The organism is Tildeniella sp. (assembly GCF_059505325.1).
Genome location: NZ_JCACKI010000016.1, coordinates 41,741 through 64,170 on the forward strand (window position 1 = coordinate 41,741; position 22,430 = coordinate 64,170).

At 51.8% G+C, this 22,430-nt stretch carries 17 protein-coding genes; 10 read left to right on the forward strand and 7 right to left on the reverse strand.

Features of this window, described 5'->3' with window-relative positions:
• The first annotated feature begins 19 nt into the window (after positions 1 to 19).
• The 3 genes from AC5JO6_RS06870 to AC5JO6_RS06880 all read left to right on the forward strand — a co-directional run bounded on the left by AC5JO6_RS06870 (position 20) and on the right by AC5JO6_RS06880 (position 3,562).
• The gene (locus tag AC5JO6_RS06870) at positions 20 to 1,162 is read left to right on the forward strand and encodes a glycosyltransferase (protein WP_496080352.1); all 1,143 of its coding nucleotides are present in this window, start codon (positions 20 to 22) and stop codon (positions 1,160 to 1,162) included.
• A gap of 190 nt (positions 1,163 to 1,352) precedes the next feature.
• A complete protein-coding gene (locus AC5JO6_RS06875) occupies positions 1,353 to 2,501 on the forward strand; it encodes a glycosyltransferase (RefSeq protein ID WP_496080353.1) in 1,149 nt (382 codons plus the stop codon).
• Positions 2,502 to 2,506: 5 nt separating this feature from the next.
• The gene (locus AC5JO6_RS06880) at positions 2,507 to 3,562 is read left to right on the forward strand and encodes a glycosyltransferase family 4 protein (protein ID WP_496080307.1); all 1,056 of its coding nucleotides are present in this window, start codon (positions 2,507 to 2,509) and stop codon (positions 3,560 to 3,562) included.
• Positions 3,563 to 3,701: 139 nt separating this feature from the next.
• Here AC5JO6_RS06880 and AC5JO6_RS06885 read toward each other — a convergent pair whose 3' ends face one another.
• A complete protein-coding gene (locus AC5JO6_RS06885) occupies positions 3,702 to 4,724 on the reverse strand; it encodes a spore photoproduct lyase family protein (RefSeq protein ID WP_496080354.1) in 1,023 nt (340 codons plus the stop codon).
• A gap of 861 nt (positions 4,725 to 5,585) precedes the next feature.
• Between AC5JO6_RS06885 and AC5JO6_RS06890 the strand changes: the two genes are divergently transcribed.
• Positions 5,586 to 7,496 carry a PA14 domain-containing protein gene (locus AC5JO6_RS06890; protein WP_496080308.1) on the forward strand — a complete coding sequence of 637 codons (1,911 nt, stop codon included), beginning with the start codon at positions 5,586 to 5,588 and terminating at the stop codon, positions 7,494 to 7,496.
• Here AC5JO6_RS06890 and AC5JO6_RS06895 read toward each other — a convergent pair.
• Complete coding sequence (locus AC5JO6_RS06895; protein WP_496080309.1) at positions 7,486 to 9,561, reverse strand: ATP-binding protein; 2,076 nt, start codon at positions 9,559 to 9,561, stop codon at positions 7,486 to 7,488. The genes AC5JO6_RS06890 and AC5JO6_RS06895 overlap by 11 nt on opposite strands.
• A 444-nt stretch (positions 9,562 to 10,005) precedes the next feature.
• On the opposite strand from AC5JO6_RS06895, the gene AC5JO6_RS06900 reads away from it, so the two are divergent.
• Positions 10,006 to 11,334, forward strand: a complete 1,329-nt coding sequence (locus AC5JO6_RS06900; protein WP_496080310.1) for an ATP-binding protein — start codon at positions 10,006 to 10,008, stop codon at positions 11,332 to 11,334.
• Positions 11,335 to 11,563: 229 nt separating this feature from the next.
• Here AC5JO6_RS06900 and AC5JO6_RS06905 read toward each other — a convergent pair whose 3' ends face one another.
• A complete protein-coding gene (locus tag AC5JO6_RS06905; protein ID WP_496080311.1) occupies positions 11,564 to 11,833 on the reverse strand; it encodes a GlsB/YeaQ/YmgE family stress response membrane protein in 270 nt (89 codons plus the stop codon).
• A 407-nt stretch (positions 11,834 to 12,240) separates the two neighbouring features.
• On the opposite strand from AC5JO6_RS06905, the gene AC5JO6_RS06910 reads away from it, so the two are divergent.
• Positions 12,241 to 14,430, forward strand: a complete 2,190-nt coding sequence (locus AC5JO6_RS06910; protein WP_496080312.1) for a DEAD/DEAH box helicase — start codon at positions 12,241 to 12,243, stop codon at positions 14,428 to 14,430.
• A gap of 75 nt (positions 14,431 to 14,505) precedes the next feature.
• Here AC5JO6_RS06910 and AC5JO6_RS06915 read toward each other — a convergent pair whose 3' ends face one another.
• A complete protein-coding gene (locus AC5JO6_RS06915) occupies positions 14,506 to 15,084 on the reverse strand; it encodes a Uma2 family endonuclease (RefSeq protein WP_496080313.1) in 579 nt (192 codons plus the stop codon).
• A 301-nt stretch (positions 15,085 to 15,385) separates the two neighbouring features.
• Here AC5JO6_RS06915 and AC5JO6_RS06920 point away from each other — a divergent pair, with 301 nt between their 5' ends.
• The gene (locus tag AC5JO6_RS06920; protein ID WP_496080314.1) at positions 15,386 to 16,963 is read left to right on the forward strand and encodes an FAD-dependent oxidoreductase; all 1,578 of its coding nucleotides are present in this window, start codon (positions 15,386 to 15,388) and stop codon (positions 16,961 to 16,963) included.
• Between the two features lie 49 nt (positions 16,964 to 17,012).
• On the opposite strand, the gene AC5JO6_RS06925 is transcribed toward AC5JO6_RS06920, so the two are convergent.
• On the reverse strand, positions 17,013 to 18,617 hold the full coding sequence (locus tag AC5JO6_RS06925) for a dolichyl-phosphate-mannose--protein mannosyltransferase (RefSeq protein ID WP_496080315.1): 1,605 nt from the start codon (positions 18,615 to 18,617) through the stop codon (positions 17,013 to 17,015).
• Positions 18,618 to 18,911: 294 nt separating this feature from the next.
• On the opposite strand from AC5JO6_RS06925, the gene AC5JO6_RS06930 reads away from it, so the two are divergent.
• Genes AC5JO6_RS06930 through queC form a run of 3 tightly spaced genes read left to right on the forward strand, consistent with a single transcriptional unit; the run spans position 18,912 to position 20,344 of the window.
• Complete coding sequence (locus AC5JO6_RS06930) at positions 18,912 to 19,211, forward strand: hypothetical protein (RefSeq protein WP_496080316.1); 300 nt, start codon at positions 18,912 to 18,914, stop codon at positions 19,209 to 19,211.
• 24 nt (positions 19,212 to 19,235) lie between these two features.
• Positions 19,236 to 19,586 (forward strand): hypothetical protein, encoded by a 351-nt coding sequence (locus tag AC5JO6_RS06935; RefSeq protein WP_496080317.1) that lies wholly within the window; start codon positions 19,236 to 19,238, stop codon positions 19,584 to 19,586.
• Between the two features lie 59 nt (positions 19,587 to 19,645).
• Complete coding sequence (gene queC, locus AC5JO6_RS06940; protein WP_496080318.1) at positions 19,646 to 20,344, forward strand: 7-cyano-7-deazaguanine synthase QueC; 699 nt, start codon at positions 19,646 to 19,648, stop codon at positions 20,342 to 20,344.
• A 219-nt stretch (positions 20,345 to 20,563) separates the two neighbouring features.
• Here the strand turns inward: queC and AC5JO6_RS06945 are convergent, their stop codons facing one another.
• Together AC5JO6_RS06945 and AC5JO6_RS06950 are read right to left on the reverse strand one after the other, a co-directional pair.
• Complete coding sequence (locus AC5JO6_RS06945; RefSeq protein WP_496080319.1) at positions 20,564 to 22,069, reverse strand: C1 family peptidase; 1,506 nt, start codon at positions 22,067 to 22,069, stop codon at positions 20,564 to 20,566.
• A 181-nt stretch (positions 22,070 to 22,250) separates the two neighbouring features.
• Entirely contained in the window at positions 22,251 to 22,388 is a 138-nt protein-coding gene (locus AC5JO6_RS06950; RefSeq protein ID WP_496080320.1) for a hypothetical protein, read from the reverse strand.
• Positions 22,389 to 22,430: the final 42 nt, after the last annotated feature.

Sequence of the window (22,430 nt, forward strand, 5' to 3'; positions counted from 1 at the left end):
AACCTCTGCAACCAGAGCAATGAAGATTCTTTTTCTTGATCAAAGTGGCGAACTGGCAGGCGCAGAGTTGTGTCTTCTAGATATTGTGCAGCCGTATCGCGATCGTTGTCTGGTTTGCCTCTTCACAGATGGTCCCTTTCAAGCAACGCTAAAAAAACGTGGGGTGCCAGTACAAGTATTAGCAACGAAGCCAATGCGGGTACGTAAAGAAAGCGGCTTAGTGCAAGGGTTGCAAAGCCTCGGTCAACTGCTGCCATTAGCGCTACAGGTGGCGCGTCTGAGCCGCAACTATGACCTAATTTATGCCAATACTCAGAAGGCGTTAGTCGTTGGGGCACTGGCAAGCGTGTTGAGCCGTCGTCCGCTGGTTTACCATTTGCACGATATTTTGTCGATCGACCACTTCAGCCCTACCAATCGTCGTCTTGCTGTCACGTTAGCCAACCGCTGTGCCAGTCAGGTCATTGCGACATCAAAGGCAAGCCTCGATGCCTTCATCAGCGCTGGTGGGCAGGCAGATCTAGCGGCTGTCGTCTACAACGGTTTCGAGCCAAACTTATACAAAGTAAACACGAATGCGACCCAGTTACGGCAACAGATGGGATTGGTCGATCGCTTTGTCGTGGGTCATTTCAGTCGCCTGTCGCCCTGGAAAGGACAGCATATTTTGCTGGAAGCGCTCGTTCACTGTCCTGAAGATGTTGCAGTTCTCTTTGTCGGCGATGCTCTGTTTGGTGAACAAGACTACGTGCAAACTCTCAAGGCGCAAGTAGAAAAACTGGGACTGCGCGATCGAGTCCATTTTCTAGGCTTCCGCTCTGATGTGGTGCCGTTAATGCAAGCCTGCAATCTAGTGGCTCACACCTCCACTGCACCTGAACCGTTTGGGCGCGTCATTGCAGAAGCGATGCTCTGTGGGCGACCCGTGATTGCCTCTGCCTCTGGTGGCGCTGTGGAACTGATAGAATCCAGTGTCACTGGCTGGCTTGTACCACCTGGAGACGTAAAAGCACTCGCTGCTGCGATCGCCCATTGCCAAGCAAACCCAGCGGCAACACAGGCGATCGCCAAAGCCGCCCAAGTTGAAGCGATCGATCGCTTTGATTTAAAGCAAATTCGCCAACAGATTGATCAACTGCTGCAAGTAGTTGTTAGTTGTTAAAAGAAGGCAGAAGGCAGAAGGGAGCGGTCAGCGGTCAGCGGTCAGCGGTCAGGATCAACTCGAAATCACTCCTCACCCCCTCACTCCTCACCCCCTCACTCCTCACACCTCACTTCCGCGAAGAAGCAGAAGCCAGAAGTCAGGAAAAAACAACTCAAACCTCCTCTATCTTCCACTCACCTCACCTCCCATGCCCTCCACTCCTCAATCCACCACTCTTAGCGTCTTCCTCCCTGCCCTTGAAGGCGGTGGTGCCGAACGAGCTATGCTGCACCTGGCAGAAGGTCTAGCAGCACGTGGTTTTAAAGTCGATTTGGTGCTGGCAGAAACGAAAGGAGCCTACCTGGACACAGTGCCGCCTTCGATTCGGATTGTGGACTTGAAGGCACGATCGCCGCTGTTGGTATCGAAGACACTGGCATTACGTCGCTATTTGCAACAGGAGCAGCCGTCCGTACTGTTTTCGGCGTTGGATATTCTCAGCTCTGCAACGTGGGCACGACGGTTGGCAGGATCATCCACTCGCATTGTGATGTGTGTGCAAACGAACCTATCGCAGCAATTTCGTGATCATCAGCCCAACACGATCGGGCGTATCAGACCCAAATTGGTGCGCCTGTTTTATCCGTGGGCAGATGCGATCGTTGCGGCTTCTAGAGGCGTAGCAGATGATGTGGCGCAGATTACGGGCATTCCAGCGGACACGATTCGGGTCATTTATAATCCCGTTGTTACGCCAGCGGTATTGGAAAAAATGCAGCAGCCTGTGAATCATCCCTGGTTTGCAACCGGAGAACCGCCTGTCATTCTGGGCGTAGGGCGTTTGGTCAGCCAGAAGGACTTTCCCACTTTGGTAGAGGCATTTGCGATCGTGCGCCAACAGCGATCGGCACGGTTGATGATTTTAGGCGAAGGTGAAGATCGAGCAAAGCTAGAGGCACAGATCCGCGAGTTGGGCTTGCAAGACGATGTAGCACTACCAGGCTTTGCAGAAAATCCCTATGCCTATATGGCTCAAGCTAATGTCTTTGCCTTGTCCTCAATTTTTGAAGGCTTTGGCAATGTGGTTGCCGAGGCAATGGCAGCAGGCACCGCGATCGTCTCCACCGATTGCCCCAGTGGACCCGCTGAGATTCTGGATGGCGGCAAATATGGCAAGCTGGTGCCTGTGAATGATCCAGCAGCACTGGCAGACGGCATTTTAGCGACCTTGCAAGCGCCGATCGCCCCTGAGATTCTCCGCCAACGCGCCCAGGAGTTTTCGGTTGATCGCGTCGTTGATCAATATATCGATATGTTGGCAAATCTAACGCCCCAAAAGGCGCTTCGGGTCAGCTAACCATCATGCGAATTCTGCACCTCCTCAACCACATTCAAGAAATTGGCAACGGCATTGTGAACGTGGCGGTTGATTTGGCGTGCTTGCAGGCAGAAGCCGGACATACCGTAGTCGTTGCGTCTGGGGGAGGGGAGTACGATCGCCTGTTGACCCGTTACGGCGTGACGCATGTGACTCTGGATCAACGTCGCCAACCGCTCAATTTGCTCCGGGCTGCGAGACAGTATCGATCGCTGGTGCAAACCATGCAGCCAGACATTGTTCACGCTCACATGATGACAGGCATGGTACTGGCGTGGGCACTCCGGGGACGCTCACCGTATGGGCTGGTGTCTACTGTCCACAACGAATTTCAGCGCAGCGCCATTTTGATGGGGTTAGCCGATCGCGTACTTGCTGTCAGTCAATCCGTTGCTAACTCAATGGCACAGCGAGGCATTCCTCAGTCAAAGCTGCGCGTGGTTTGCAACGGCACCTTGGGCAGTCCGCGTGAACAGCTATCGGAGTTGCCGCCTGTCGTACTTCAGCGTCCTGCGATCGCCACCCTTGCTGGCATGTATCACCGCAAGGGCATTGCAGACTTGATTACGGCGTTTGAATCACTGGCAACCGAGTTTCCTAATGTGCATCTCTATTTGATTGGGAATGGTCCCGATCGCGCTGAGTTTGAAGCACAGGCACAAAAGACAGCCATTGTCGATCGTATTCACTTTGAAGGCTATCAGGCAGAACCGAAGCGCTATCTAACCGCCACCGACATTTTTGTCCTCGCATCCCGTCAAGAACCCTTTGGACTGGTACTTTCAGAAGCACGGGAAGCAGGGTGCGCGATCGTCGCCAGCAACGTGGATGGCATTCCCGAAGCGCTAGATGGTGGCAAGGCTGGGTTACTGGTGCCAGCGGCAGAGCCTACAGCATTGGCAGACGCGATCGCACCCCTGCTGCGTGATCCTGAGTTGTTAAAGGAGTGGAAAAGGCGATCGCACCAGAATCTCGATTGGCTCAAGGTTACGCGAGTCTATGACGAAACACAGGCGGTATACGCCGAATTAGTGACGTAGGGGGAGCAAAGGAGGCAGTGGAAGCTTTGGAGTTTGGAGTTTGGAGTTAAGGCTGCTTCCCCTGCCCCCCCTTGCTACCTCTGCTTCCTCTGCCCTCTGCCTCCTGCCCTCTGCCCTCTGCCTCCTGCCCTCTGCCCTCCTACGTCCAATAAAGAATCTTCGCCTGCGGAAAGCGTCGGGCAATTTCTTGCTCAAAGAAGCGGCGCAGCGTTTTCATCATCTCGGCAGGATAAACATATTTCGTGCCGCCGAACTTGTTGCGCTTCACGCTGCGAGTCGATTCATCCAAATCAAGTGTCGTCTTGGGATACCAGCTCAGCAACACATCTTTAGAACCGGGGGTAAAGCGATGGGAGATCAGCTCAACGGTAAGATCGCAATCAAAGTCGATCGCCGCCTCGATCGCATCAAACAGCTCACTGTAATGAGTCTGCCAAGCGTCGATCGGCATAATGGGCGCGATCACCAGTCCAATCGGGTAGCCACCACCACCCTGCGATCGTGGTAATGCCAATCGTCGCAGTGCTTGCAAACGCTTAGCAACCGATGCCGTCCCGCCCTCAAGCCGCTGGGCGATCGGAGCAGCATTCACACTCACCCGGCAGCGTGTGCGCCCATTATGTGGTAAGTCAAGCAGGCGATCGACCCCATCAAACTTTGACACCCAACGGAGATGCGCGTCGGGACGAGTACCAAAGTAGCGAATGCATTCAGCAAGGCTACCTGTGAGGTGCTCGATGCCGAGCGGATCGGTGTAGCAACTAACCTCATACGATGTCACCTGACCGGGACGTTCATACGCTGCTAGATTCTCTAGAATTTGCGGCAGATTCGCATACGCCCGAATCACAGGTGGACCTTGCAAACTGCCTGCCAGATAACAATACTGACAGTGAGCCGGACAGCCTTCTGCCAGATGAAACTGCCAGTCGGCGGACGGTGGAATGGGGCTGAGCTTAAAATGGCTGGGTGGGGCGACCACCACCGCAAGGGTACGCTTGGCGATCGCATACGTCTCGCGGTCATCCTCACCCCGTAAACCTGTCAAGCGATCGCGTGGCAACGCTTCCACAGGCAGATCGAGCGCCTGTACCCGTGATAAAATCTGCTGTCCCCAAGGTAGCTCCAACGCTGAAGGCGTAAACAAAACGCGCTCAGGCATCCATAAACGCGTAGGAGCATCAGGAACGGTATGAAGTGAGGTCGATCCTGAAGAAGATAATGGCTCAGAAATGGTTGTAGGCACAATCAATAGCGCTTGTGAAGGTACCTCTATAGTAGTGGCAGTACGATCGCGCCAATCATCCCAACTGAACGGATCTCACTCCATGCGATCAGAGGATAACCCAACCATCTAAAGATTTTCAGTCAAGCTGTTGCTTGTTGATAGAAAAGGGCAACCTGAATAGCAGCCAGAATTTAAAGCTTACTTAAAGTTTCTATGAAGACAACGATCAGGAATTTTCATTGAGGAGGAAGTAAAGCAAGTCGCTTAGTCAGTCGAACGTTTAGTGACTAAATCACACTAAATTCTGCTCTCAGTTGACTCGAAAGGGTTGCGGCTGCTAGCTTTCAGCGCTCTCAACTGTCATTAGAAGGTTTCATGTTTCACCCGTTCTCGCATCAGAAAAGATCATCAAATCCATGACGTTTTGCAACCGCAACCGTCGTTATCTACACATAAAACAGCTCCGTTTAGACAACGAAGCAACTACTACAGTTTAGTAAATTTGACTCAGGGGTTGAGATTTATGAAAACTCATGGTAGATATTAATCGCGGCTGTTGCAGATCGTGGCTCTGTCGTAGACATGTATTCCAGTTAACGCTTTTAACGCTTTACATTGCTATTGTTGGTCAGCGTCCCTTTGCCGATGTCTTTATAAATCAAATGCGTGTGTTCCCGACAAACAGCTCGTTCCGTAGTAGCACTCAAGGCAAGTGGCAGTTCTGAGTATTGGCTCGGCAGGCTACTGATTTCTGAGGCTCATTAACGCAAAGTTCGTTTATTAGGGAAACTACCAGTGTCAGATTCAAACGTCGCAGTTGCAACGAGCAGCTCTGATCTGAGTACAAATATCAGCACCAATGCAGTTGCTACTTCCGCCCTGACTACTCAAACGGGCAGCTTAACGGCTAGTAACGCCCTTGCCTCTAGTAGCATCCCTCCAAGCGCTTCAGCCGCACCGATCGCTACTGCCACTAACCAGTCTGGGCTGCGGGCGCAGTACTACCAGGGCAAAGATTTCACGAATCTCAAATGGTCGCAAATTGACCCGACCGTGAATTTTGTGTGGGGCACCAATGCCCCCAATTGGATCGTGCCAGCAGACAATTTTGCGGTTCGCTGGACGGGACAGGTGCAGGCTAAAACCTCTGAAACCTACACGTTCTACACCCGATCGGATGATGGGATTAGGCTATGGGTTAACGGGCAACTGCTCATCAATAACTGGACTGATCACGATGTGATTGAAAACAGCGGCTCGATCGCCCTTGTTGCCGGTCAGTCGTATGACATCAAGCTGGAGTATTACGACAGCACAGGCGGTGCCACATCGCAGTTGTTATGGTCTAGCCCCACTCAGGCTAAAGAAATTATTCCAGCCAGTCAGTTGTTTCAGGGCATCAGCACCCTTGCGTTTGCCACAGGTGAACCAGCCAAAAGCGCTAACTCGTTTGTAGATTCGATCGGCATCAACACTCATATCCGCTACTACGACACAGCGTATGGCAACTATCCATTCATCAAGCAAACCTTGCTCGACTTGGGCGTACGTCATATTCGCGATGGTGGTAGCGACCCAACCTGGATTCAGCGCATCAATGAGTTGGGTAGTCTAGGCATCAAGTCTACGTTGGTACTTGACCCTAACATTGGTATTGGTCCCGATGCCTCTTACGACACCAAACCCCCTGGTTACACCGTCGCTAACTTCGTCAAACTCGTCTCGGCTGGAGTAGAAGCCGTAGAAATCCTGAATGAATTCGACCTCTTCTACAACCTGTTTAGCTACAGCCGTAACGGTCAACCCGTCACAGGGAACGGTTGGATCAGCTACCTGCGCGACTTTACACGAGATGTTTACATAGCGCTCAAGTCAGATCCCGCGACCGCAAGCATTCCCATCATTGGTCCATCCTTTGTCTATTCCACCTCTAGCAGCGCGATCGGCGACCTGAGCCAGTGGGTAGACTACGGCAGTTTCCACCCCTACAACAACCCCAAGAATCCGGGTGACGGTAGCCTTGCGAAAGACTATGCGCTGCGATCGCAGGCTTTTGGCACCAAGCCATTAATTGCCACTGAGGTTGGCTACTCGACTGGTAGCGCAGCATCCGATCGACCCGTCACAGAAGCCGTACAGGGTAAGTATATTCCCCGGCTCTTTTTAGAAAGCTTCAATCAAGGCGTTCCCCGCACCTTCTCGTATGAGCTGATTGATCAGAAAGCTGACCCAAACAACAGCGAAAACAACTATGGACTGATCCGCAGCGATGGCACACCCAAGCCTGCGTATACAGCACTGAAAAACTTGATTGGCTTACTCAATGATCCACAGCCTGCAACAACGGCAACCAGCACGACGACAGCAGCGATCGTCACGCCAACTCCATTAGGGGCACTCAACTACTCCATCGGTGGCACAACCCAAAACGTTCATCACACGCTGCTGGAAAAGAGAAACGGCGACTTTTACCTTGTCCTTTGGCTTGAAGTTCCCAGCACGGATCAAACCGTTGGTCAAACTGTGACGTTAAACTTCAACACCGCGTTGGGGCAGGCAACCACGTATGCACCCAATCAATCGATCGCCCCGATCACAGCCTATACGTCACCCACTCAGCTGACGCTCAGCGTTACAGATGCCCCCCTGGTTGTAAAACTCTCAACACCAGCCACCACAGCCGCTCTTCCCACTTCTACTCTTTGATACCCTTAACGTACTGAGCAATGAGCTGCGCCAGCAGCTTTAAGTCGATCGGTTTAGAAATGTATGCGACCGTTCCAGCCTCCAAGCACAGGTCACGATCGCCCGACATCGCCATTGCCGTTTGCGCAATGATGGGAATAGAGCAATAGCGATCGTCTGCTTTAAGCTGATGCGTCAGCGCTATCCCGTCTTCACCGGGTAGATGAATATCCATCAGTATTAAGGCTGGCAATGCCCGCGCCAACGCCTGCCGCATCTCAATGCCATCCTTCACCCAGGTAACTTCGTACCCCAACTTGCTGAGATACGTCAGCATCAGTTTGGCGTTGTAGGTGTTGTCTTCCACTAGCAAAAGATGGTTCGAGCGCGTCGGTATATTAACGGTAGGTAGAGGAGGCTGTTTGTCAGATGCCGAGCGGACGTGCGGATTAGCTGGCAAACGTGCAGACTTAGTTGTTTGAGTCATTGAGCGGGGATGGTCACGAGCAGGAAGCGTTTCGCCGACATACGGTGCTGCTTGAACCGTCTCAACTGCTTCAAGCTCACCAGCCTTGACGTTTACCTCAGCGTCGTTCTCAGTGATTGGTATCAGGGGCAGCACGATCGTAAAGCGTGAACCCTGACCCAACTGAGAATGGATCTCAACCCGACCACCATGAAGCTCTGCCAGTTTTTGCGTGAGCGCTAACCCTAAGCCTGTGCCCTCGTCACGCTTAGCGGCAGCATTCGCAATCTGTGAGTAAGGGCGAAAAAGCAACTGCTGCTGGTCTTCTGAGATGCCTGTACCCGTGTCCCACACGGTGAAATGAAGATCATCGGCTACTGTAACCTGTAGCCCCACGCTACCCTGGCGCGTAAATTTGAGCGCATTCGACAGCAAATTGAACAGCATTTGCTTTAGCCGTAGCGGATCGGCAACAAGTGTATCCACCTGGGGCGCAATCTCTAGCGTCAGTGACAGCCCTTTATCGTTTGCTTTTTCTTTCACCAGGGCGATCGCGGTTTGGCAGACCGACTTAATGGCAACGATTTCCCAGTGCAGATCAAGCTGATTTGCCTCAATTTTTGAGAGATCTAAAATGTCGTTAATCAGCGCTAACAAATGCTGACCACTGCTTAAAATGATGTTGAGGTACTCCTGATGCTTCAGGCTGCTGGGGTTGAAGCCCTGTTCACGCATCAGGTGCGTAAAGCCCAGAATCGAGCTAAGAGGCGTGCGGATCTCATGGCTCGTGTTTGCCAAAAATTCGCTCTTCAGGTGGTTTGCTTGTTGCAGTTCGTGATTGTGAGCGGCTAACGCTTCTCGTTGCTGTGCTTGCGCTTGAATTTGCTCAACCTGGCACAGGGCTGCAAGGTACCGATCGAGACTTTGCTCAATGAGACGAGCCTTTAAGGAGGCGAGTGGATCCAGCACATTCAGCGTGTCTGGCTGGAAATCAGCCGCAATCGGACTCAGCAACAGCCAGCCCAAAATAACCTGACCGTTATGTATCTGCCAGGCACAGGCAGGGAATTGGGTTCGCCAGCACTGCAAATCACGATCGCTTAACGATTGCCCCAAAGTAAACGGCATTAAAGGCATCGCCGAGGCAAGACACGACTCTCCTGGTGCAGGTTTGGCGTGTCCTGAGGCGATCACGTAAACCGTAAAGACTGATTCGAGCGAGTGCGCAGTCGGTTCACCACGATCGCTCACAGCCTCTATGCTTGGCAGGACAACGGCGCAACTTTGATTCAGACCCAGACTTAATTCCTCTGCCAAAATTTGCGCTGGCGGCACTGAAACGTGACTCACTGTAGCGTCTCGATCGACAGCTGCAAGATACTCCGAAACGCAGGCATTCAGCCGCTGACCCAGGCGATTCAGGCATCGTTCACTTTGCAGCTCCATCACTAACTGCTGTATTGCCGCTTTCGACGCGTCTGGTACAGATGGAGTCGCCCAGGCAGCAGTGGTCTCTGGCGATACGTCTGGCGGCACTTCTGGCACCAGGCACTCAGCGTTCGTACTGATCGTCGCCATCGGTGTATTAGCTTGTTCAAATTCATTTGAATACTGATGCATGGCTTTCTCAACCAATCTGTGGCGATCGGAGCGGGTCAGACTCGACAAACAGCGCGATCATCTCGATACATCGCAACGCGATCATTTCGATTAGTAGAGAGGCAACGCATATAGACCCTAAACGTCAGAGCGTCTGACAGACGATCAGATGATTAGCCAGGAAGCATAAACTAATGAGCCGTTAGAATCAGTTAGTCTACGATGAGCGCGGCACCTGCAAGATGATCGATTTGCTTCGATCGTAGCAAGCTCTTAGTAAAATTAAGTACAGGACTCCGTGAAATTACCACATAGATTTACCTCTCCAGCTTCAACTTCTGATCAAACTGCCTCAATGAATCAGGCAAACTAGGCGCAGAGTATTGCCTTGCAGGTCTTACTATGATGAATAAGCGATCGTCCTGGTACAAATGAACCTGGCACTGAGTGAACGAAGAAACGCCCATGTCTCTGCCCAAACTTTCTAAACGAGTCTCGACAGCGCTCATCAATGCCCTCAGTGCAGGCGTTGTGCCGCGCGTCGGGCTGGAACATATCGCCGTTGGGCGTGAACGAGAAGTCTTAGCTCTCATGCAAGACCTGGATACTATTGCCGAGGGGGGGAGTGCGTTTCGGTTTGTCGTCGGTCGGTACGGGGCGGGTAAAAGCTTTACCCTACAGTTGCTGCGTAACTATGCCATGGAACAAGGCTTTGTCGTCGCTGATGCTGACCTCACGCCGGAACGTCGTCTGGCAGGCAGCAATGGTTCTAGCGTTGCCACCTATCGTGAATTGATGCACAACCTGGCAACAAAGAGCCGTCCTGATGGCGGCGCACTCACCATCATTTTGGAGCGTTGGATTGCAGGCATCCAGACTCAGGTTGCCCAAGAAACCGGAAAAAAACCAAATGACGATGGTTTTGACAGTCAGGTAGAAGCCAAAATTCGTGAAGTCGTGAAAGAGGTCGCCGATCTGGTTAACGGTTTTGAGTTTGCCAACGTCATCATTACTTACTGGTCTGGCTATCGCACGGATGATGACAGTAAGAAAACAGCCGCATTACGCTGGTTGCGAGGTGAATTTGCGACTAAAACGGAAGCGCGCGCAGCACTCGGTGTACGGGTGATTATCGACGATGAAACCTGGTACGACTACATCAAACTCTTTGCGCGCTTCGTCGCTGACATTGGCTACAAAGGCTTGCTCATCTTCCTGGACGAAGCGATTCACCTTTATAAAATCAATACGACGATCGCCCGTCAAAATAATTACGACAAATTGCTGGCAATATTCAACGATGCCATGCAAGGTAGAGTTAGCCACCTAGGTACCATAATCGGCGGTACGCCCCAGTTATTAGAAGACCCACGGCGTGGGCTTTATAGCGATCCTGCGTGGCAACGTCGCACCGCCAAAAGCCGCTTTGTCACCGTTGGCGCGGAAGATGTTTCGGGACCTGCCATCTGGCTGGAACCGCTCACCAAGGAGGATATTTTGGGGCTACTACAGCGCCTATTGGACATTCATGCGACTCATCACAACAGCAAGCCACGCCTGACCCAACGGGAGCTTCAAGACTTTTTAGGGGCAGTTACCAGCCGTGTAGGTGCAGAAGCGCTATTAACCCCTGGCGAAGTAGTGCGCGATTTTATGGGTGTATTAAGCGTTTTGCAGCAGAATCCTAAAATGACGCTTAACCAAGTCACGCAAGGCTCGACTTTTCAACCATCGAAGGCGCACAAAGACGAGTCGATCGATGAAACCAATGAATTCGCTGAGTTTACAGTGTGAGAGTGGGTCAAACTAAAAACGGTGAGAGCGTTGCGCAGACATCGTGCCTGCTGCAACAGCCCACTATCGTAACGATTGCCGTCTTCGCTGATCCAAACTTCGAAATGAAGCAAAATAGTCGAGTACAGCCATAAGCTATAGGGACAAAGTCATGAGCTACAGCTCTGCCTTAGAAGCCAGAACCTGATCGCTAGACGCTTCGCCCCTACGCATTTCGCTACACAGTTGTCTAAGCAGCCCGGCGGGTGATCAAGCCCCACAGGAAGATAGCCACGATCGCGCCGATGATTGCCACAACGATGCCGCCAATGCTGAAACCTGGAGCAGCAAGAGCAAACGTTCCTGTCGTCAGCAAGGTAAACAACGTACCACCAATGAAGGCACCCACAACGCCTAAAACGAGCGTTGCAAGAAGACCACCACCCTGAGTACCAGGATAGATAGCCTTTGCGATCGCACCTGCAATCAAGCCTAAAACGATCCACGCAATAATGTTCATAATTCGACTCTCCTAAAAACCTAAGAACAACGGTTTAGCAAGCAGTGATTGCTACTGCCAAAAGCACACTCAATGTAGAGTATACCGCTCACTCAACCCAAATTTTGTGGGAACTAGAAAAATTAGTCTTTTGATGTCATTTTGCCTTAAAAGGCTAACTCTATTGGCAGGAGACTAATATACATCAAGAGTGATGTTATACAGCTTACATCGTGAGCAAAATCTTTCTTAAAGCAGATGCTAATTTTAATTAAACCTGAAATAGGCGAGAAACGTAAACGCTAGAAGTCAGGCTTCTAGTGGGTGAATATAACGATTATTTTCGTGGTTTGACACACCGCGATCGCGGTTTAAACCTGTGTTTCACAACACAAACTTAACGATTTCAGAAACCGTTTGCAGTGAATATGACCGCTCCTTATTACCGTCTCGCTCCCTTTATCCAGGAATACATTTATAGCCAAGGCTGGGCAGATTTACGTCCGGTGCAGATAGAAGCCTGTCGCGTAATCTTTGAAACCGACACGCACCTACTCATTGCGGCGGGGACTGCATCGGGCAAAACCGAAGCCGCCTTTCTGCCAGTGCTGACCCTCTTGTACGAGCAACCGCCAACCAGCGTCGGCGCACTCTACATTGGTCCGATTAAAGCGCTCATTAATGATCAATTCGATCGCCTTTCAGACCTGCTCAAGCAAGCCGATATTCCCGTTTGGGCATGGCATGGCGATGTAGTGCAAAGCCGCAAAAACCAGTTACTCAAGCAGCCCAAAGGCATTCTCCAAATCACGCCCGAATCGTTGGAAAGCCTGCTAATCAATAAACACACCGAACTCGATCGGCTATTTGGAGACCTCCGCTTTGTCATTATTGACGAAATTCATGCCTTTATCGGCTCCGATCGCGGTGCTCAGATTCTGTGTCAGTTGTCCAGGCTTGCTCAGTTAACGCAAAACCAGCCGCGACGCATTGGGCTATCAGCCACGCTGGGCGACTATGGCATGGCAGAAGACTGGTTGCGATCGGGGACAAACCGTACCGTGACAACGCCCCACCTGCCAGCAGCATCGCGTACCATTCAACTGGCGCTAGAGCACTTCTACACCTCCAGCCTTGTCGTGCGGGCAAGAGGCGACATACGGGACAAAGCCTTCAGCCCCTACCAGCGCCATTTGTTCGACCAGAGCCAGTCTCGCAAGTGCCTGATCTTTGCCAACGGACGGTCTGAAACAGAGACTGTCATTGCCTCACTGCGGCAAATTGCTGCTGCCAAAGGGTTTCCCGACATTTATCACGTTCACCACGGCAGCATTGCCGCCCCGCTTCGGGAAGCCGCCGAAAACGCGATGCGCGACTCGACCAGTCCAACGGTAACGGCAGCAACCGTCACGTTTGAGATGGGCATCGATTTGGGGCAACTCGATCGCGTGATTCAGCTCGAAGCACCGCCATCGGTCGCCAGCTTTCTGCAACGGTTAGGGCGATCGGGTCGGCGAGGCACTCCAGCCGATATGCGGTTTGTCTGTGCTGAAGACCGACCCACAGGCGGCGAATCGCTCCCAGAGCTGATTCCCTGGCAGTTGCTCCAGTGCATTGCAGTCATTCAGCTCTATCTAGAAGAAAAGTGGATCGAGCCGATCGCCCCCTTGCACTATCCGTTTAGCCTGCTTTATCAGCAAACCATGAGTACGCTGGTTGCTCTAGGCGAACTGTCTCCCGCTGCCCTCGCACAGCACATCCTCACACTGCCGCCGTTTCGCGCCATCTCCCAAGACGATTTTCGCCAGGTCTTGCGCCACTGGATCGAGCTAGACCACATTCAGCGCACCAAGGAAAACGGACTCATTGTAGGGATGACGGCAGAACGCATTGTGAAAAACTTTAAGTTCTACGCCATTTTTCCCGACAGCGAAGAATACGCGGTTTGGAGCGACGGAGTAGCGCTTGGGACTGTGGTTGTGCCGCCTGCCGTGGGCGATCGCCTCTCGCTGGCTGGACGCATCTGGGAAGTGACCGAAGTCAATAACCGTCGAAAGGTGCTTCAGGTCAAACCCGCGATCGGCACCTCTACTGTTTCCTGGCGCGGCAGCAGCGGCAACATTCATACCCGCGTCCTTCAGCGAATGCGACAGGCACTACTAGAAGAGACTGCATACCCTTATCTCCAACCCGGTGCCAAAGCGCGACTAGCCACTGCTCGTAAACTCGCTCAAAAAGAAGGCTTAGAGAGTAGCTACCTCTTTCCCCTAGAAGGCAACGCTTGCTGTATTCTGCCCTGGGCAGGCACGATCGCAGTCCGCACGTTAGAACGCTTCCTCCGTCTCCCTTGTCGAGAAGCACTGAAAATTAAAGGCGTTTCAGGACGATCGCCCTACTTTCTCGTTGTCAATATGGGCAAGTGCAGCACCGTTAGCCTGTATCACGAAATTAAATCTCTGGGCGATCGTCGCATGAGTGCAGACGATTTACTAGGCGAGGACGAAGCACCCAAACTGCAAAAATACGACGAGTTCATACCTACCGATTTACTGCGTCGAGCCTTTGCAGTTGACCATCTCGACATCGCAGCGTTGGGCAGCATCGTCAGCCATTGGTAATGAACGATAAAGCGGTTTCATTTTGAACAAAAACTGGACCATGTTTGCCCTACGGCAGCGTCGTGCAGGACAAACTTATTTGTGCGATCGCAACACTTGGTCAGCCGTTAACACGAGTGCTTCAAATTGGGACTGAACGATCGCTGCACCCGTATACTCTTCTGCTTCATAAAATCCAGCAACCAGTGTGAGAACGCTTACTTTCGCTTGCTGTGGGTCAACAATCCAGTACTCAGAGATTCCTCTAGCGGCATATTCAGAGCGTTTGTAGCGGTAGTCTCGTTCTTCATTTGCTTTGCCAGGAGACACCACTTCAACCACTAGCACAGGCGGCGGCATCTCGCGTGTGATGGTTCCGCGTCGATCGCCTAACATTACCGCTAGCTCTTCTGATAGCACCATTAGGTCAGGGAGCCGGACTTGTGCCTGTACGCCAGTGACTTCAATTTCGGTATCTTTATGGCAAATGTGATCGCTGGGTATAAGTTTCGCTAATTCAAGCGCCAGAAAAAACGAGATCTGCGAATTCAAACGACTTTCTGGAGGCATCTCAGCCAGTTCTCCTGCGACCAGTTCATAGTGAGTGTCTGTACCATCGTCGTGGTTCAGGTATGCCTCAAAGGTGAGTCGTTGCCCGATCGCCGCTTTCGTCATAACAATCTCTCTTGGCTTGTCTTACAGCCATTGTAATAGAGTGGTTTCAACGGCATTGTATCTAACTTCTATAGCGATCCTATTTGAATGATGAGGATCACACTGGTACGAGCGATCAGCCGTCAGTAAAAAAGCTGATCGCTGACGGCTGACCGCTAAATGATTAAGTCTTGCTCACAAATGATTTAGGACTGCTATATGTGAAGCATAACTAGCGAAAAAAAAGGAAGCGAATTCAGCGCTTTCCGAAAGACATCGGTTATTCTTTGTGTCCTAAAGTATCGTCTCTTCTGGCAAGACTATGACAGCCGCTACACAACCGCCCCGCTCCTATGATGTGATTGGCTTTGGTGATGAAGTGCCCGGTGTACTGGCGCTAGTCAGTGCTGCCAGAGAATATCGTCGCCGCACAGGTAAAGCACCGCGATCGCTACTGATGTTCAAGGGCAATTCTCAGGAGGGCGTTGGCGGACATCTGGTGCGCGGAGGCTTGGCGTACCTCGATCGCTGCACACTATCAGCTGACATTCGTCAAGCTTACGGATTGCCGACCTTTGGTGCCCCGTCTGCAATCTATCAAGAGTTTTTGCAGCGATCGGGCGTGTTGCAAATTGGGCTTGATCCGCGCAAAGCCGATGCGGCGCTGCGTGCCATGTTGAGTGAGATCGGTGCTGACATTATTAGCCGCGTACAAATTCAGTCGGTGCTCAAAGACGGTAAGAACCTGAAAGGCATTCAACTTGCAACGGGCAATACGTTTCTGGGCAAGCAGTTTATCGACTCTAGCGTCAATGCCGAGCTGGCTCAAATGGCTGGCGTGAAGAAGCTACAGGGCTTTGCTACGTTTGACTTGCCAGAATCAGAATTGCCTGTGACGCTGGTGTTTGAAAGCCAGGGCTTGAGCGTTCAGCGTCTCAAAGAGATTGAGTTGAACTACCTCAAACGGTTCACTAATCGCAACGATGCGGAGGCACAACGTTATCTTGCGATCGCGGCTGGCTCTGATCCCATGCTGATCGACCAGATCCGCAAAAGCTTTGTGGATGAGAAGGGCAATCTTCGCACGATGTACGTGGGGCAAGACCACATCGATATCCGCAGTCGAGCCTTATCTGTGACGTATCACGCCTTTCGTGGCAAGAAAATGTTTTTGGCTGCTAGTGGCGTGTTGCTGGATCAGGCAAACATCGCCATACTGCCAGGTGGTCGCCTTTCCTGGAATGCGCTCATGTTTTATGTGACGGGTGCTCAAGCGGAGGCGCTGGCGCGGGGTGCTGCCAAACCTACGCCTGCGATGCTGGAGGAAATCGGCTTTGTGACCCAGTGGCTGAAAAGCTTTGGCGCGACAGCGGTGAAGGCAGCATCAGAGCTTTATATCCGTCATGCTGGTAATGTTCAAGGCGCAGTAGACCCCTTGAGCGGTGCTCAGATGCTGTTTGGGGGTGTACCGGAAAGCAGCGCGATCGGCACCTTTGGCTATTACCTGGATGTGCGGGGTGGCATTACGGGATTGGGCAACAAAGCACTGGCAAAAGGTATGAGCAGCATTTCGTTTCACCATCCGCCGCTGTTTAACATTGGCATTCGTCATGCGTTGCTTCAAGCGGTGCCCAATCTGGCAGTCGTTAGCCCAGCGTCGGGCTTTGATGGCTACGCCTGTGCAGCAGGCAGAATTGTAGAGTTCAATACAGCAGTGGGGCATGGCGTAGGCATTGCGGCTGGGATTGCGCTGGCAAGCGATCGCGCCCTGGCAAGCATCACCAACGCCGAAGTCAGACAGGTGCTGACAACAACCGGAAAACTCCCTCGCATCTATGGTCAAAGCTATGTGCTAGAGGCGACCAAATTGCAGGATTTTGAATCGATCATGATTGCTTAACCAGACGCGTGATGCAGTCGATCGCCTGTTGTGTTTCACGACTGTTGCTTCACACCCACGATCGTAGCCACATTCGTCCTTGAAACTCCCATGATGAAAGGGGCAACCCTAAGTAAATGGGTAGCCAGAAGATGAACGCCAGGACAATCAGCACAATGATGACAACCCCGAACGTTCGCAGGTTGGGCTTGCTGCTATGAAGCCAGCGATCGACCAACCAGGCGATCGCCATTGAAGCAAACACCGACGCACCCATGTAGTGATACAAAAACGTGCAGCGTGTCACCCGTACCCAGGGCAGCAAGTTGGCAGCATAATTTACGCCTAGAAAAAGTGCCAACCAGATTTCAGATGTATTTAGCGCGTGGGGACGATCGTCGTATGGCTGTCCGCCATCAGACCGTCCTGCTACAGCAGATCCTGCTACAGCAGATTGCATCGTTAACCACCGCAAAAGCTGTTGCGCCAAGACAGCAAACACCAGCACGATCGCCAGAGTTGATAGCCACCAAAGAATGGGGTTGCCGATCGCGTGCACATCGTAAATCACCGTGCTACCAGCCTTTACAGCCGGATCGGTAGATAACAGCGGACCTCCCTGTGACTCGACTTTGTAGTAGTACGCCACCGGGCGCAGCATTAAAATCCAGCTATACCAGTCAGAGCAGTAGGGATGCACTTTAGGACCATCTGGCACCCGCTCGTGATAGTTCAAGATTTGTTGTTGCAGTGCCCAAAAGCTAGCTGTCGTATTGAACTTCAAGTGAGGAATCCAGATCAGGCGATAGAACACCGCTGGCACAACGCCTAGATTCAACGCAATTTGCCAGGGCGCTAACCGCGTCAAGTTTTGTAGTGGGCTGCGGCTTTCCTTCGCTTGTCCCAACCCGGTTGCAGAATTCATTAAAGCCAACTCAGCATTAGTTGGGACTTGTCCCAACCCGGTTGCAGAATTCATTAAAGCCAACTCAGCATTAGTTGGGAATCGAGCTTGAAGCCAGCGGAGCAGCCAAGCGACGACCCACAACCCATAGGCACCAAAAAGAAACCAGAGTCCATTCCACTTGATCGAGGCGGAAGCGCCAAAGAAGATGCCTGAACCAATCAAATAAATGCTACGCCAGAGCGATCGCGCCTCCAAAGCCAGCAAAAAACACCACAACCCCAGTAACCCGAAGATGACCAGGTAAACGTTATTGAGCGCGTAGCGTGACTCGACTAAAAACAAGCCATCCAGCGCCGCAAACAGTCCGGCAAGGAAGGCATAGCTACGGCGATGGCTCAACTGATAGGCAATGCCCGCCACAACCAGAGGAATGAAGGCACCCGTCAGCGCATTCAGCCAGCGGTAGCTCCATGTCGTGTATTCGGCACCTGCGAGTTTGTTCACCGTATCGTGACCGATCGGCAACTGATTGCCTAGCCAAATGCCGATCGCAATCAAATATTTGCTCAGCGGCGGATGTCCATCAAAGAGTGGCGTTTGAGTCAGATAGTCGTGGGCAAATTTGACATAGTAAACCTCGTCAAAGACCAGACTGTTAAACCGCCCCAAGCCCCAAAAGCGTAACGCCAAAGACAGCACCAGCAGCCCTATTAGACCAATCTTGAACCAGGAGGCAAACCCACCCGATGGTTTATTGAACAAGGTCATAGCTCACGTTCAGCCCTTCTCTGTGCGTTCCTACTGTCGCATGACGAAGAGCCTCAGCCATAGCTCTTGAGTGGCAAATTTGAGTGGTCAGCGGTCAGCGGTCAGCGGTCAGCGGTCAGCGGTCAGCGGTTAGCGGTCAGCGGTTAGCGGTCAGCTCTTTAGCCTTTAGCCTTTAGCCTTTAGCCTTTAGCCTTTAGCCCTCATTCTTCTGCCTCCTGCCTCCTGCCTCCTGCCCCCATCGCAATTCCTGTAGAATAAATCAGGCTGCGAGCGATCGCCAAACCTGAGCCTGCCATGACAACAGAACAACGCCTCGACACCGTTGACCACCGCCTCGAAAGCATCACCGAGCAGATCGGCAGGTTGACTGAGAGCACCACTGAATTTAGAGCCGACATGGCAGAAATTAAAGATGCCATAAAAGCGCAGAGCGTTCAGATTGGTCACCTCACGGATGGGATGACTGAATTTAGAGCTGACATGGCAGAAATTAAAGAGACGGTGAGAGAGCAGTCTAAAATTAGCCAGCAGCAGGCTGAAGGCGTGGCTCGACTGTCTCGCATTGTGGAACAATTGCTGGAAGCAAAGGGTTAGGGCGATCACTTAGGAGTGTGTACTGTGGAAGATCCGCTCGATCGAATGCGCCGTCAGGCTGAAGAAGAGCAACGTAGAGCAGAGGAAAAATGGCGGGATGGCTTTGAGCCGTTAATGAATCATGAATGCAAAATTACGCCAGAACTAGAGTTTGCCGTACAAACCCTGGCAAATCAAAACTATCGAGGGCATGACGATTGGATTATCTGCGAAGAGCGGCGCTTTAATGAGCGTGGAGCGTGGGGAAAAGTGATGATCAGAACTAAAACGCTGATTGGTTTTCAAGCTGGTCTGGAGTTCACCGCAGACGAAGCTGTCGCGATCGCAGGAATGCTTCGCAGCAAAACCGTCATGGATTTAGAGAACAGTCCTTAAAGCAGTTTGTAGTAGCGATTGTCGGTTACTTAGTCGATCCAATTTCACGATGAGGTGGTATGAAGCCGATCGCTATTGTGTTACTTTCAGGCGGACTCGACTCTGCAACAGTAGCAGCGCAGGCGATCGTCGATGGGTATACCGTTATTGCCCTTTCCCTCAGCTATGGGCAACGCCATGTTCGCGAACTGGTTGCCGCTAAACAAGTTGCCACCCATTTAGGCATTCGGCAACACTTCATGATGGCTGTCAATTTGGCGCAGTGGGGCGGTTCTTCGCTCACTGATGCAGCGGTTCCCATGCCATTGGATGGGGTGCAGCCTGATGTGATTCCCATCACCTACGTGCCGGGACGCAACATTGTTTTTATTGCGATCGCCCTTTCACTAGCAGAAGCCAAAAACGCAGTCGCCATCTATCTGGGTATCAATGCGGTGGACTACTCTGGTTATCCCGATTGCCGACCCGACTATTTAGAGGCGTACCAACACCTTGCCACACTGTCTTCTAAAGCGGGACTGGAAGGCAACGCGCCGAAGCTGGTCGCGCCGTTAGTGCTGGATAGCAAGGTAGACATTGTACGCCGGGCGGTGCAATTGGGAGTGCCGATCGCCCAAACCTGGTCGTGCTACCAGGGCGACGCAGAACCGTGTGGTTTGTGTGATTCGTGTCGCATTCGCGATCGTGCCTTGATTGAAGCCGGGTGTGCTGATTTGGCAACGGCGATCGGGCGATCGCTTTACAGCCAGTCTCTTTGAGCGTTAATCCTTGAGATCTCCGACTTCTTTAAGAAGTCGGAGATCTTGTAGGTTATACCAAATCCCAAAATAGGCACTACAGATCAATCGAGTCGCCCTCACCCTCAATCCCTAGCCCTCTGGGAGAGGGACTTCGAATTTAGCGCCTTTCTCCTTGGGGAGAAGGATTGGGGATGAGGGCAAAGGATCTGTAGCGTTTGCAATTTGATTTGGTATTACTTATTCCTCTTCGCTTTCGCCACCAGCGTCTTCATACGCCTCCTCATCGCCAGCTTCAGCGTCTTCAGCCTCCTCATACGCCTCTTCGCTGTCTTCTTCAGAGTCCGCCTCTTCAGAATCCTCTTCGTAGCTGCCCTCGATTTCCTCAGACTCTTCTTCAGATTCCTCTTCTTCTTCAGAGTCCTCTTCCTCGGCATCCTCTTCCTCAGACTCTCCTTCAGAGTCTTCTTCGTAGCTGTCTTCTGTTTCCTCCGATTCCTCGTCGTCTTCAGCTTCCTCGTCGTCTTCAGATTCTTCCGCTTCAGACTCTTCGTAGCTGTCTTCTGTTTCTTCTATTTCTTCTGTTTCCTCAGATTCCTCAGATTCTTCAGACTCTTCGTCGCTATACGCCGTTTCTTCCGATGTCTCTTCAGAGGGTTCCTCGTAGCTGTACTCGGTTTCTTCAGAGGTTTCTGTTAACGTGGAGTCGTCGTATTCGTCTTCGTAGTCGGCATAATACAGCGCGTCTAATCCTTCGTAGATAGAAGTAGCAATGTAGTGTCCATCAACGTAAACAGTTTGTTCTGCATACTCAACGGTGTACTCGTCTTCTACGGTGCTGCCAGCCCTTTGCATCGCGTGGGCGATCGCGGCAGTTGCGCCACTAAACAGCGAAGCCTGCTCACCTTGAATGTCTTGGCTCAGGTCAATATCAGCATCCGCCACGTGGCGAATTGCCCACAGGTCGCCGTTTAAGTCGGGGTTGGTCATATAGTCGTAGGGGATGTAGCAGTAGCCGCGATCGCCCCAGCCTTCACCCCAAGAGTTGCGGACGATAAACACTTTGTCTTCATCGGAATAGCCCACGCAGAGCATGGCATGTCCGCCATCATGCTGTTCAGTTTCTGGATCGGGCATCGGCACCAAGCCCTTTGAGCCAGCCTTTTGAAACGACGAGAAGAGATCTAGCCCAAAGGTAAACGGGTACCCATCTGCCAAACATTGCCGCATGGCGTTGAGGTCGATATCCACCCGATAGGCATCTTCAATCAAAAAGTTGGTGGCTTCGCTGTAAGCGCTTTCGTGGGGTGGTTCAAAGATGCGCTGTAGGTCAAAGGGCCAGGTCGTTTCAGCACAGGTGCCATATTTTTTTAGCACTTTGATACAACTGCGAAGATAGGTGCCTTCATCGGAGTCGATCGCTCCATCCAAATCACGAGCGTTGTAGTAGATAAACAGGCGGCTGACATCGTGTGCAGACCCTTTGATGCGCTTTGCCAGATATTCGTAAGCGCCTGCCATTGCATTAGCCGTACAGCTATTGGAGTTGCCCTGATTTTCTACCGGGGTCATATAGGGACGTAAATCGACTTGCGACGGCAGATCGACGGTCGATCGACTGGATTTATACTTCTTGTCGTGAGGATTTTTTTTATCGGGACGATAGCTACCTAGTTTAATCCGCCCACCATCGGGCGTTTTCACGACACTGGTTTTGCGGACGTGACGAAAGTTCTTGGTTGGCATCGGGAAACCTCTGGAGGAGTGAAAGAGCAATGTGCTCATTCATACAGACTTCCCCATGTCCCTACCGAGCTAACTGGAGTTTGCACACCAAGTATTTAGCATCTGGAAAGGATGCGATCGTCAGGTGTCACAAGAGCGTTTTGAATGCCTCACGTGTCAACTGGCAGTCACGTAATATCTGTCATACTTCAACTGAAATGCGTTGCATACCCACAAAATCTAGGGGTTCTGTTAGATTGCCCTCAACATCTAAGCAATGCTCGATCGCTTCTCGAATGCGTTCCATCAGTTCGTCTAGGATTTTGCTTGCGTATGGCAACCTGGAAGGCTCGGCACAGAGGCAACAAAATAGCCCTCGGAG